The sequence below is a fragment of the Prevotella melaninogenica ATCC 25845 genome (assembly GCF_000144405.1).
Classification (GTDB): domain Bacteria; phylum Bacteroidota; class Bacteroidia; order Bacteroidales; family Bacteroidaceae; genus Prevotella; species Prevotella melaninogenica.
Genome location: NC_014370.1, coordinates 207,143 through 220,414, shown reverse-complemented (window position 1 = coordinate 220,414; position 13,272 = coordinate 207,143). Strand labels below are relative to the sequence as shown.

Below are 13,272 nucleotides of genomic sequence, written 5' to 3'. Positions count from 1 at the left end.
GAGTACTAACACGATAAAAGATGAGGATGAAGTAGAATCAAAAAGAGCTTTTTTCAAGAACTAAGAAAGCACAAGGCTGCCCTCGTTAGGACAGCCTTGTACATCTTATTTAGAACTTAATTGTTGTCCAATCCGTCTATTACTGGAAGACAATATTTACTATTGTCTTGCTCTTTACAGGGCGATCATTCTGCATAGCAGGGTTCCACTTAGGCATATTGTTCGTAAGACGAACTGCCTGCTCTTTGTAATATTCAACACAGTTTTCCAACACACGCTTCTGTTTCTCAGCATCCATCTTCATGAAGTGCTTGCTTGTACCCTTCACGTTCTTTACATCAACGACACGAGCACCAGTAACAGTGCCATCCATCTCGACGTTGAAAACGACAGTCATCTCGGCATGCACCTTTGAACGGAATGACTGAATGCTGCGACGTTGATTCTGTGCAAAATAGTTGTCAATAGCTTCCTGACCGCCTTCAAAGGTTGGGAGAACCTCTGTCTTGCTCACCTGCGGAGTGAGTGGAAGAGACTCTAACTTCGCTTTCAGCTTATTAATCTCCACCGTTCCCATGACAATCTTGCCCTCTGGGTCAACGAGATACATTGAAGGAATCCAATCAATCTTATACAACTTGTCGATAACAGTATTCTTTCTGAACTTCTTTAGTTCGCTCACCTGTGTCCAGTGCATCTGATACTTGCCCCAATAAGTCTGTGCCCAAACCTCGCGATCGGTATCGAAAGAGATACCAACAAACTGCACTCCATAATCGCGGAACTGCTCGTAAAGCGCCTTCATGGCAGGAATGTCACGACGACAGTCTGGACACCAGCTTGCCCAGAAATCCAATACCACGTAACTACCACGATACTGACTCAACTTTATTTCCTTAGCATCGTATGTCTTCAACTTAAACTCAGGCGCACGAGTACCCGGCTTGAGCATGTTCGTGGCATACTTAGCATCTAAATCCTTAGTTGGTTCAACGTTTGTTGTCTGTGCAAAAGCCACTGATGCGGACATAAGAAATACACTGACAACAGCTAAAAGAATTCTTTTCATATCTAATTTTATTCTATATTCTTTATCTTTCTTCCACTAATAAGATTGGAATTTGCAGTTTTTAGCTCTCCTTTCAGTTTTCAGTCATGTTGCAAATATACGACCTTATTTTGAATAACGCAAATACATTATTGTATTTTTTCTATGGTCAACGTCTGGTCGCAATAGTCAACAACAGCTGGACGATGGGTGATAAAAATCACCGTTTTATCGTGATTGGAGAGTATATTCTTCAAGAGGTCGCGCTCTGTCTGTGGGTCAAGGGCTGACGTTGCCTCATCAAATATCATGATACTACGGTCACGCAGTAACGAACGAGCTATGGCAATGCGTTGTGCCTGTCCTTCACTGAGTCCTCCTCCCTGCTCTGAACAGAGCGTATCGAGTCCTAAAGGAAGATGGAAAACAAAGTCAGCACAGCTCTTCTTAAGTACTGCAATCATCTCTTCTTCCGTTGCATCGACCTTACCGAGTAGTAGGTTCTCACGGATTGTACCACTAAGAAGTGTATTACCTTGAGGGACATAGACAAAATTGGTACGCATGAGCGGTGTCAACTCTCTGCTTTCTTTTTCGTTATAAATCTCTACAGAGCCCTTATTAGGCTTCATCAAGGCAAGGAGCATACGTACAAGCGTTGTCTTTCCAGCACCTGTCTCACCAAGAATAGCCGTACAAGAGCCTGGGTAGAAATCGAAGTCAAGATCCTTCAATATCTCTCGTTCGGCATCATCATAACGGTAGTCGACATGATTCAAACGAATACCACAAGGTCCAGCCACCTCTATCGGTTCGCCTTGTTCCTCTAAAGGATTCTCCTCTAACTCCATTAGTCGCTCGGCAGCAGTGAATACTGAGACAAAAGCAGGTACTAATTTCGTTAATTGACGAGCAGGATTCTGAATCTTATTTACCAACTGTAAGAAGGCTGTCATACCGCCAAAAGTCAGCGAATGAGCCGACATGCGGAGGGCTGCCCACGTGAAAGCAACAAGATAACCAAAGGCAAACCCAAAGTTCAAAACAAGGTTTGAGAATACAGAAAACTTCGTTCTTCGCACTACCTTACGACGCAACTCGTGTTGTGTTCCCTCTAACTTTCCAACAATCATCTCGTCACTTTCAAGTGTCTTGATGAGCATTCTGTGCTGAATCGTTTCTTGCAAAACACTCTGAACCTTTGAGTCTGAGTCGCGAACTTCACGTGTCAGTCGTCTCATCTGGCGTACATACACCTTGCTGATGAGGACAAATAGTGGAATCATAACGACAATGATAATGGCAAGACGCCAGTCCATCGACATCAAATAGAAGAAAGCACCGAGGAACATAGCCAATGTTGAGACTGAACTTGGTATCGTCTCGGTGAGGAAACTTACCACATTGGCAACATCAAATTCCAATCGATTAAGTACGTCACCACTGTGATGACGCTCTTTTCCGTGCCACTCCGAACGTAGAATACGGTCGAGCATGCGCTGTTGCATACGGTTCTGCGCCTTGATACCTAACAGGTTCTTTACCCACACAGAGGCTATACTCAACGCGAAATCACAGAGTATCAACGCTCCCATGATGCTCACTGCGGTATAAATACTGCCCTCTATGACATGAGAAGCCACATCAATGGCATGTTGAACAGCCCATACTGTTGCCAAAGAAACGACTACGCTGAGAATACCTATCAAAGCATTCAGTATCGCCTGCTTGCGATTACCACGCCAAGCATTCCACAACCAGCGGAATATCTCCTTGCTTGTGTAACGCGTTTCAGGGATTTGAAAGAGTTTCTTTATCTTGCTTAGCATTATTACCTTTTATTTTTAATTTTATTGAAGGCGTGGGAATGATAGACTTTTCAGCTGGGTTAGCATAGCCAATAAGGATAGTTTGAATAGGAAAACTAAACTGTATGGTAAGCTATTCACTGCCTTTCTCACCAACAATCAGCCTTCCTAAAACTGGCGTGTATCAGCTCCCCACATCAACTTCTCACGTAGTGTTGAGAAGAAACGCTGCCCATAGACCTTCACGATACGCACCTTATGCGGTGCCTTCTTTATCGTTAGCGTTACTCCCTCACTGAGTTTCTCTGACCTTCCGTCCACAGCTGCAAGGAAGTTGTGGCTTCGACTCTTTACTTCCAACTTTATCTCAGCCTCATCACTGATAACGATTGGACGAATATTCAGACTATGTGGTGCTACAGGAGTCATACTTAAAATGCCTGATTGAGGTACGATAATCGGACCACCAACCGACAAAGAGTAAGCTGTTGAGCCTGTTGGCGTACTGATAACAAGTCCGTCTGCCAAATAAGTTACCAAAAATTCGCCATTAACACTTGCCTTTATTGATATCATCGCAGCATTATCACGTTTCAAAATCGCAATATCGTTCAAGGCAAAAGGGCAGTTCTCAAGAGCTTTCCCGTCTGCTTCAAGTTGGATAACAGCACGCTCCTCGATCTCATATCTTCCTTCAAAGACATTATTAAGTACGTCTTTAATTTCTTCTGGAGCAACATTTGCGAGGAAACCTAACCGTCCCATATTCACGCCAATGATAGGTATTTGCTTGGGACCAACCTTACTTGCTGCCTTTAGAAAAGTACCATCGCCACCTAAGGAGATGACATAATCGACATCAAAGTTTACCCCCTCGAATACACCCGCTATAGAAATCGACTTCTTAAGTTCTTTTTGTAGGCTATTATAAAAGTTCTGTTCAATATATACATCAGCTTCATGCTCCCTCAGATAGTCTAAGATTTCTGTTATCTGAAGCGAGTCAAAAGCTTTAGAAGCATTGCCGAAGATAGCAAAACTAAGTTTCTTTTCTGCCATAAAAACATGCCTTTTTTAATTCTTTTAGTCTTACAAGCCACACAATACCATGAATATTTAGTATATTTGCAGACACTATTCATTTGCAAAAGTAAAGATTTTAATTGGATTTATTACGTAAAAATAAAATAATTATGGCTAAGGTATATGAGTTTCTCGCTAATGGCTTTGAAGAAGTTGAGGCTTTGGCGCCTGTTGATATCCTACGACGTGGAGGCGTAGAGGTGAAGATGGTTAGTATTACAGGTAGTAATCTCGTTGAATCATCACATGGTGTAGTGGTTAAAGCCGACCTCCTTTTTGAGAACATAACCGACTTCTCGGACGCAGACTTACTGATGTTGCCTGGCGGTATGCCCGGTTCAAAAAACTTGAACGAGCACGAAGGCGTTCGCAAAGCCCTCAAAGAGCAGTTTGAAAAGGGTAAACGCATTGCTGCTATCTGTGCTGCTCCATTGGTATTGGCATCTGTTGGCTTGTTGAAAGGGAAGAAAGCTACAATCTATCCAGGTATGGAAAGCTACTTAGGTGAGGATGCTGAATACACAGGAGCACTTATTCAGGAAGACGGAAACGTAACAACTGGTGCCGGTCCTGCTGCTTCTTTCCCATACGGATATCAGCTTCTAAGCTATTTCCTACCTGCTGAGAAGGTGGAAGAGATAAAGAAGGGTATGATTTACGACCGTCTTCTCAATTCATAAACCATATTCATAGCATAGAATTGTGACGTCTAAAACATCAAAATATGCCATCATCGTCGCTGGCGGAAAGGGATTGCGAATGGGAGCAGACATACCCAAACAGTTTCTTCCTGTCGGTGGGAAACCTGTCCTCATGCACACGATCAGTCGCTTTCATGCCTACGATAAGGATTTGGAAGTTATCCTCGTCTTACCGAAAGAGCAACAAACATATTGGAAGGAACTATGTGAGCAGTATCATTTCGATGAAGAGTACCAGTTAGCTGATGGTGGTGCAAGTCGCTTTCAGTCATGTAAGAATGGCATTTCGATGATTCCTACAGATGATGTTGGACTTGTTGGTATCCATGATGGGGTGCGTCCTTTCGTCTCTTGTGAGACCATTGCGCGTTGTTTTGATACTGCTCAGACGTCAAAAGCGGTCATTCCTGTATTACCAGTCACTGACACTCTGCGTTTTATCGGTGACTCTCCAAGCGGAAGAAACGTACAGCGTAGCAACTACAAAGCCGTACAAACGCCACAGGTTTTCGACATTCAGCTTATCAAACAGGCATACGAACAAGAAGAAAGTACCGATTTTACCGATGATGCGAGCGTTGTTGAACGACTCGGACAAGTGGTAACAATGGTGGAAGGAAATCGCGAGAACATTAAGATTACAACCCCATTCGACTTGAAAGTGGCTGAAGTTCTTTTATTTCATGAATCATAATTCACAATTCATAATTATGATTACTATTATTAATTCAAAATTCAGAATTCATAATTCATAATTATGATTACTGAGTTTGATGGAGTTATTGAATAAGTTTGATGGAGTTATTGGATAAGAAAGACGAAAGAGTGGAAACGTAAAGATGATGTTTAAGACTGATAAACAGCACAACCAAGATGTGTAAAGCATAGAGATGAAGAATATAAAGGGCGTTATTTCGGAATTATTTTCACGAAAAGAAGAATTTATTTTCATGAAAAAAAATATTTCTTTTCATGAAGAAAAATGTTTCTTTTCATGAGAAAAAATCCTTTAACATTATATAAGTTAGAACGCTATAAGGCCCTTATAATAAGCCCCAAAGCCAAATAAAAGAGCAATAATAAGCAACAAAAAAACAACAGCTAACGTCTTAATGAAAGTTAAATAACAGCATTTTTCACCCCATGCTTGTAACTTTTCCCCATAGATAAGCGTCATTTAAACAGAGAGAAGATGAAAAAAGTCAGTTTCCGTAACGATGTGTTGCCGTTGAAGAATGAACTCTTCCGGCTTGCACTCCGTATCACGCTCAACAGAGCTGAGGCTGAGGACATCGTTCAGGACACACTGATAAAGGTCTGGAACCGCCGATACGAGTGGGAAAACATCGATTCTATCGAAGCATTTAGCCTCACCGTATGTCGAAACCTTTCGCTCGACCGCATCAAAAAGAAGGAAAACAACAATGATTCTTTGGAAGATGTGAAAGTAACTGAGCCTCTCGCTTCATCTAATCCTCAAGACCGAATGATTGAAGAGGACAAAATCAGTCTCGTTAAACAGATTGTAGACGCTCTCCCAGAGAAACAACGAAGCTGCATACAGCTAAGAGATTTTGAAGGAAAGTCATACAAAGAGATTGCAGAAATACTCGAAATCAGCGAAGAGCAAGTGAAGGTAAACATCTTTAGAGCTCGCCAAACGGTCAAACAAAAATACTTGAAATTAGACAATTATGGATTATAAGTACATCGAACAATTACTGGAACGCTACTGGCGTTGCGAGACTTCTCTCCAAGAAGAGGAAATCTTGCGTATGTTCTTCTCGCAGGAGGACATTCCAGCTGCGTTGCTGCCTTATCGTTCTCTGTTCGTTTACGAGCAGAATGAGAAGGAGATGGACGTCTTGGGCGATGACTTTGACCAGAGAGTCCTCGGACTAATACAGGAAGACGAGCCAGTAAAGGCACGTGTAATAACAATGCGCCACCGTCTTATGCCACTCTTCAAGGCAGCTGCTGTGGTAGCAATCTTCCTTACCTTAGGTAATGCAATGCAGGTTGCTTTCTCTGATGCTGATGTACATCAGGTAAGTCCAAACACTGCAGCTGTTAACAAACCTCAGGAGGGTCCATCTGTTGCTAAGGCCGACTCGGTAGTGAGCGACACCTTACAACATAAGATACAGTCACCTGTATCAACCATCACAAAGTAAGACAATTTCTATGCTTTCTCTATAAAATAATCATTTTAAGTAAAACAACTCGAGGCTGTGAAGTCTCAATTCTCTCAAATTTTTCATAACATACTAACGTAGAAGAGCCGATACTCCTAATGAGTGTCGGCTCTTCTTATGCTGGAAAACGAGGAGAATTAATTCAGAATTCATAATTCAAAATTCATAATTATGATTACCGATGACGCGTAAAGACAAAGTTCAAAACTCAAAGTTCAATGTTCAAAGGTTCATAATTATGATTACCGATGACGCGTAAAGACAAAGTTCAAAACTCAAAGTTCAATGTTCAAAGGGTAAAGTTCAATGTTCAAAGGGCTTAATTATGATTACTGATGATGCCTAAAGACAAAGTTCAAAGCTCAAAGTTCAATGTTCAAAGGGTAAAGTTCAATGTCCAAAGGGTAAAGTTCAATGTTCAAAGGGCAAAGTTTAAAGAAGAAAAACGCCGAGACTCTCAACGAGCTTCGGCGTTATTAGTATGTTTAACTAAGAAATCTTTTCAAATGAAAGGGAACCTCACGGTCACCTTTGTCATCCTTGATCAATCGTTAAACTTTTACCTTAATAAAATAACTAAAAACCTAAATCTATTACTACTAACCTAAACAATCTATTAACCTTTTGACAATGCAAAGTTAGAATGTTTTCAAGTATTGTGCAACATTTACATTGACTTTTATATTGAAAACTATCTTTTCTTGATACATATCAACCCTTTGTGTGCGCAAACAATCAATATTTAGTCACTTTTCTTGGCTTTTTATCTGTTTTCTTGTAACTTTGCTGCAAATGATATATCAATGAGAATACTGATTGTAAATACCAGTGAGAAAACAGGTGGTGCTGCTGTTGCAGCCAACCGACTCAAAGATGCTCTGAATAACAATGGAGTGAAGGCAAAGATGTTAGTACGAGATAAACTGACAGATGACATCACTGTGGTCAGTCTTGGGCACGAATGGCGTAACCAATGGAACTTGTTATGGGAGCGTTTCTGCGTATATTGGAACCTTCATTTCTCTCGAAACCATCTCTTTGAGATAGACTTAGCAAACACAGGAACGGACATTACGAAGCTACGCGAGTTCAAAGAGGCTGATATCATACACTTGTCTTGGATTAATCAGGGTATGCTCTCGCTGAAAGGTATCCGTAAGATTCTTGACAGTGGGAAGCCTGTCGTGTGGACAATGCATGATATTTGGCCCGCAACAGGCATTTGTCATATTACATTAAACTGTCTACGCTATCAGTCGGCATGTGGTAATTGCCGCTTGCTACCCAATGGTGGATCTACAAACGACCTATCTCATCGGGTCTTAGAACGTAAGAAGAAGATGCTTGAAGGGCGTAACGTCATGTTTGTTACATGTAGTAAGTGGCTTGAAAAAGAGGCTCACAAGAGTGCTATCCTCACTGGTCAACAGGTGCGTTCTATCCCTAATCCCATTGATACACACGTTTTCCATCCTGCCGACAGCAAGCAGGCACGTATAAAGATAGGACTCCCTTTAAATAAAAAGATAATTCTTTTCGCCTCACAACGAGTAACAAATGTAAATAAGGGTATTTCTTATCTTGTCGAAGCATGCCACCAATTGGCTACGAAATACCCAGAGATGGTGGACAACACTGCCGTGGCTATACTCGGAGGACATGCAGAAGATCTTAGGGAGGAGTTCGATTTTGAAGTCTGTGAGTTAGGTTATGTTAATGACACCCAACAGATAGTTGATGTCTATAATGCTTGTGACGTGTTTGTCTTACCATCCTTGTCAGAGAACCTCCCTAATACTATTATGGAGGCAATGGCATGTGGTGTACCTCCGATAGGCTTTAAGGTTGGAGGAATACCTGAAATGATTGACCATTATAAGAATGGCTATGTAGCGGCAGAACGCAATGCAGACGACCTTGCAAAGGGCATACACTGGGTGCTTGATGAGTCCGACTACACAGCCCTCTCAGAAGCAGCTGTGGGGAAAGTACTACGCTGTTATTCACAACGTAGCGTCGCAATGCAATATCTTGAAGTATATAATGAGGCACTCGCCTATAAGAATTTCCGATTATGATCACATTTTCAGTAGTCACTATAACCTATAATGCAGCTTCGGTTCTGCAACCGACACTTGACAGTGTGCTCATGCAGGACTATCCTCATGTGGAGCATATCATCATTGATGGAGCTTCAACAGACAACACTTTAGAGATTGCTAAAGCCTATCAGCAGCAGTCTGACGAGGCTGAGAATGAGCATATCGTACGTATTCAAAGCGAGCCAGACGAAGGACTTTATGACGCAATGAATAAAGGCTTACAGCAAGCTACTGGCGATTATATTGTCTTCCTGAATGCAGGTGACCGCTTCCCTAATCCCGATACCTTAGACAAGGTGGTACTTGCTGCTGTTGTTGGAGATGGCGAGGAACTCCCTGCCGTCCTCTTTGGTGACACAGACATCATTGATGAAAAGGGCAACTTTATTAGCCACCGCAGGCTAAGTCCTTCAGAACGACTCACATGGCGTTCTTTCCGTTATGGTATGTTGGTATGCCATCAAGCATTTTATGCTCGCTTAGACATCGCTCGCTCACTATTATATGATACGACTTATCGCTATTCAGCAGATGTAGATTGGTGTATACGTGTCATGAAAGAGGGCGAACGTCAGCAACTCCTTTTGCGCAATATCCATGCTGTAGTAGCAAATTATGTACGTGAAGGACAGACAACCCTTCATCACAAAGAGTCACTCCGTGAGCGTTTTGACGTGATGTGTAAGCACTATGGACTGATTCAAACAGTCCTCCTTCATGCATGGTTTGCTGTGCGTAGTTTGATAAAATAGCGCAGTTACCTTTAGTTTAAATGCCCTTAATACGTCCTATTGATTGTTAAGGGCGGCAATTTCTGCGCTATAAAATCGTTTTATTCAGTAAGTTGTATTATTATGGGGATGTTTAGAGCACGTTCATGCTCTGTCCTCTTCACCTAATAAAACGTACGAAAATGGAAAGAATGAGAATTAAAATGTTAGTAGCTTTGTTGTTGCTGTGCCTCTCGGTATCAGCGCAAACAGAGTATAGTGGTATTGCTGGAGCATCACCAGGCATGGTAAGAGCAAATAAGCAGGCTGCAGCGAAGCAAGCCAATCGCAATTCTAAGGCTTCAAATTCTTCTAATGTATCAAAGCCTAAGCCTTCCAACAATGGCAATGCAAATAGTAATAACTCAACCTATGCACCGCTACCAGACAACAATGAATCTGGCGAAACGGAGGTTAGAGACGGCTTTAAGACTTTCTCACGTGGCATGGGTAAGGTGATTAAACGTGAAACCAAGACTATGGGTGAGGTAACCCGTAAGATTGGTGCCGATGGCAAGAAGTTCTTTAAGAAATTAGGTAAAGGAATCTCAGACTCCTTTAAACCAGACACGACAACCTCTAAGTAAGATTTCGTTTCACACTATATATGGCGTGTTCCAAGGCTAAACCCTTTTGCGGTCAATAGTCTTGGAACATTTTTTTTATTTTCTCTTATTCCGTAAACAAGTCCTTCTATCAGTTAGTTCTATTACCATCACGACATATTATGACATGCTGAATGAAGTTTTCTTTCCGCTTTTTATTACTGCGTAATTGCTCCGCACATGATGTGCGGATGCTTCGCACATATCGTGTTAAGGCTTAGCACGTGTGGTGCGGTTGGTAAACACCATTGGTATTAGCCCCTAAATACCCTGCAAAATACGACTATACGAAGTCATATCTACCTACTCTGAAAAGAGAGTTCATGAGTCAATGACTGGCAAGGGCTTAATAAGTCATCTGGAATGTTTTGCCATTAGTAAATAATTGACTACCTTTGCCACTCGAAACAAGATTATTATGAATACCATTGTTCCCTTTAGTCATCCCATGTATATCATGCTGAAGCCAGCTGGTTCACTTTGTAACCTGCGGTGTAAGTATTGTTATTACTTGGAGAAGAGTAAGCTATATGACGATAATAAGAATCATGTTATTACCGATGCGTTACTTGAGAAATTCATCAAGGAGTACATCGAGGCACAGACAACACCACAAGTCCTCTTCACATGGCATGGCGGTGAGACACTGATGCGTCCTATCTCGTTCTATCGTCGTGCGTTGGAACTGCAGCGTTATTACGCTCGTGGCCGTCAGATAGACAATAGTATTCAGACAAACGGTATTCTACTAAACGATGAGTGGTGTCGTTTCTTCAAGGAAAATAACTTCCTTGTGGGTGTCTCTATTGACGGTCCACAAGAGTTCCATGACGAGTATCGCCGCAACGCAATGGGTAAGCCTTCCTTCCATCAGGTGATGAAAGGCATAGACTTATTGAATAAGCATGGGGTTGAATGGAATGCACTCGCCGTTGTCAACGACTTTAATGCAGACTATCCGTTAGACTTTTATCACTTCTTCAAGGAGATTGGCTGCCGTTATATACAGTTTACACCTATCGTGGAGCGTATTGTTAAGCGTACAGATGGGCTGACCTTAGCACCAGGAATGCAGGAAGGTGGTGAGCTAACCGACTTCTCTGTCACGGCTGAACAATGGGGTAATTTCCTCTGTACTATCTTCGATGAGTGGGTACACCATGATGTAGGCGAATATTATATACAGCTCTTTGATGCCACTTTGGCGAATTGGGTTGGCGTTGCACCAGGTATTTGTACCATGGCTAAAGAGTGTGGTCATGCCGGCGTTATGGAGTATAATGGTGACGTCTATTCATGTGATCACTTTGTTTATCCAGAACATAAACTTGGCAACTTGTCGCAGCATACCATCTATGAGATGATGAATAGCGACCGACAGAAGGACTTTTCCAAGATAAAGTATAGACTTCTTCCACAACAGTGTAAGGAGTGCAAGTATCAGTTTGCTTGCCATGGAGAGTGCCCGAAGAATCGTTTTATTCGCGATTGTTACGGCAATCCTGGCCTTAACTATCTCTGTAAGGGGTATCATCAGTTCTTCCAGCATGTAGCGCCTTATATGGACTTTATGAAGAACGAGCTGGAAAATCAGCGCCCACCTGCTAATGTAATGAATCAAGTGTTCGGGAAGTAAGCTCGCTTTGAGTTTACTCCATATCCGACTTAATTCTCTTTCCCTTTGTTCCTATAAACGGAAAAGACTATAAACGAAAACAGCTCCGATAGACTATGTCCATCGGAGCTGTTTGTATGGTGGGTTAAATCTTTACTTCGTAATCGAGAGTAGCTGTCCTTCTGATACTCGCGTCAATCTGCCTATGCGGTTCTGACGGCACAACTGTTCGATACTGATGCCATGTTGTTTGGCTATCGTTTCTAAGGTTTCACCATTAGCAACCTTGTGATAGAAAATCTTTCCATTATCAGCACTTGCCTCATTACGTGGAGTATGACTTGAGAAATCAGTGTTGTAGTTTCTTTCCTGACGTGAACTATGACTTTGGTTGCCTTTGCCCTGAATGTTCTCACGAGAGTAACCAAGGCTTGAAGAAGTACCACGAGCAGCTGTTGCACGCTCTGACTCTTGCGCTACAGTGTTGCGACGGAATACATAGTAGTCGCCAGTAACATCTTGGTTAGCAAAGTCGAAGAAGAGTGCTGGATTCAAAGCCACACCTGCCAAACGAGTTTCGAAGTGAAGGTGAGAACCTGTAGAACGACCAGTATTACCACCTAATCCGATAGGCTGCCCAGCACGAACTGTCTGGTTTGGACTTACTATTTGCTTTGAAAGGTGACCATAAATGGTTTCAAGTCCATTATTATGTCGGATAACAATATACTTACCATATCCGTTTCCATCGTATTTTACTACACGAACCTTACCAGAGAAGGCTGCACGAATAGTATCGCCAATATACACTTTAATATCCAATCCTTGGTGACGACGACCCCAACGGCGTCCGAAGTTACTTGTAATCACACGGCTTGGTGTTGGCATATGGAAGCCACGAAGATCAATCTTGTATACATCCGGGAGGTTACCTCCACGGTGTGCATAATTGTTATCCCAATCATTATAGAGTTCAGATGAAGGCTCTTCGATTTCCTCAGCTTCGCGAAGACGATTAATAACCATTGTGTCTAATGCTTTAGCACGGCGGTCGATTGGTGCTTGACGGGCAAGCAAGTCTTGGGCATTTGCTGAATGGGCTGTCAAAGTTAAGAGAGATGTTAGAGCAAAAGTCCTAACTATTTTCTTAAAAGTCATAATCAAGTTATTTTATTTCGACACTTGGATGCCTTGCGGCACGGGACAGATTTTCATATCCCTTTCTATCGGTTAAGTCGTTGATAAACTTCATAAAAGTACGAAACTTTTTACCGAAAGACTTCGCAAAGATAACGAAAAAATATAGAATAAATTGCACCTTAGCTATTTTTTTAGCCTGTTTAAC

At 42.0% G+C, this 13,272-nt stretch carries 12 protein-coding genes; 8 read left to right on the top strand and 4 right to left on the bottom strand.

Going from position 1 to position 13,272, the window contains the following annotated elements:
* Positions 1 to 139: 139 nt before the first annotated feature.
* From HMPREF0659_RS00760 to HMPREF0659_RS00750, 3 genes are all read right to left on the bottom strand, one after another.
* The gene (locus HMPREF0659_RS00760) at positions 140 to 1,069 is read right to left on the bottom strand and encodes a redoxin domain-containing protein (protein ID WP_013264193.1); all 930 of its coding nucleotides are present in this window, start codon (positions 1,067 to 1,069) and stop codon (positions 140 to 142) included.
* Between the two features lie 128 nt (positions 1,070 to 1,197).
* A complete protein-coding gene (locus HMPREF0659_RS00755) occupies positions 1,198 to 2,877 on the bottom strand; it encodes an ABC transporter ATP-binding protein (RefSeq protein WP_013264892.1) in 1,680 nt (559 codons plus the stop codon).
* Between the two features lie 147 nt (positions 2,878 to 3,024).
* Complete coding sequence (locus HMPREF0659_RS00750; protein ID WP_013264842.1) at positions 3,025 to 3,915, bottom strand: NAD kinase; 891 nt, start codon at positions 3,913 to 3,915, stop codon at positions 3,025 to 3,027.
* 134 nt (positions 3,916 to 4,049) lie between these two features.
* Between HMPREF0659_RS00750 and HMPREF0659_RS00745 the strand changes: the two genes are divergently transcribed.
* The 8 genes from HMPREF0659_RS00745 to HMPREF0659_RS00705 all read left to right on the top strand — a co-directional run bounded on the left by HMPREF0659_RS00745 (position 4,050) and on the right by HMPREF0659_RS00705 (position 11,948).
* The gene (locus tag HMPREF0659_RS00745) at positions 4,050 to 4,619 is read left to right on the top strand and encodes a DJ-1 family glyoxalase III (protein ID WP_044045798.1); all 570 of its coding nucleotides are present in this window, start codon (positions 4,050 to 4,052) and stop codon (positions 4,617 to 4,619) included.
* Positions 4,620 to 4,641: 22 nt separating this feature from the next.
* Positions 4,642 to 5,334, top strand: a complete 693-nt coding sequence (locus HMPREF0659_RS00740; RefSeq protein ID WP_013263954.1) for a 2-C-methyl-D-erythritol 4-phosphate cytidylyltransferase — start codon at positions 4,642 to 4,644, stop codon at positions 5,332 to 5,334.
* 498 nt (positions 5,335 to 5,832) lie between these two features.
* Complete coding sequence (locus HMPREF0659_RS00735) at positions 5,833 to 6,345, top strand: RNA polymerase sigma factor (protein WP_013264916.1); 513 nt, start codon at positions 5,833 to 5,835, stop codon at positions 6,343 to 6,345.
* Positions 6,335 to 6,814: a hypothetical protein gene (locus tag HMPREF0659_RS00730; RefSeq protein ID WP_013264247.1), complete on the top strand. Its 480-nt coding sequence runs from the start codon at positions 6,335 to 6,337 to the stop codon at positions 6,812 to 6,814. The genes HMPREF0659_RS00735 and HMPREF0659_RS00730 overlap by 11 nt, the downstream gene beginning before the upstream one ends.
* Positions 6,815 to 7,638: 824 nt before the next feature.
* Complete coding sequence (locus HMPREF0659_RS00720) at positions 7,639 to 8,913, top strand: glycosyltransferase family 4 protein (protein ID WP_013264974.1); 1,275 nt, start codon at positions 7,639 to 7,641, stop codon at positions 8,911 to 8,913.
* A complete protein-coding gene (locus HMPREF0659_RS00715) occupies positions 8,910 to 9,689 on the top strand; it encodes a glycosyltransferase family 2 protein (RefSeq protein ID WP_013264546.1) in 780 nt (259 codons plus the stop codon). The genes HMPREF0659_RS00720 and HMPREF0659_RS00715 overlap by 4 nt, the downstream gene beginning before the upstream one ends.
* Positions 9,690 to 9,850: 161 nt before the next feature.
* Complete coding sequence (locus HMPREF0659_RS00710; protein ID WP_044045796.1) at positions 9,851 to 10,294, top strand: hypothetical protein; 444 nt, start codon at positions 9,851 to 9,853, stop codon at positions 10,292 to 10,294.
* Positions 10,295 to 10,730: 436 nt separating this feature from the next.
* Positions 10,731 to 11,948, top strand: a complete 1,218-nt coding sequence (locus tag HMPREF0659_RS00705; protein ID WP_013263972.1) for an anaerobic sulfatase-maturation protein — start codon at positions 10,731 to 10,733, stop codon at positions 11,946 to 11,948.
* A 132-nt stretch (positions 11,949 to 12,080) separates the two neighbouring features.
* Here HMPREF0659_RS00705 and HMPREF0659_RS00700 read toward each other — a convergent pair whose 3' ends face one another.
* On the bottom strand, positions 12,081 to 13,085 hold the full coding sequence (locus HMPREF0659_RS00700) for a peptidoglycan DD-metalloendopeptidase family protein (protein ID WP_013264851.1): 1,005 nt from the start codon (positions 13,083 to 13,085) through the stop codon (positions 12,081 to 12,083).
* Positions 13,086 to 13,272 lie beyond the last annotated feature (187 nt).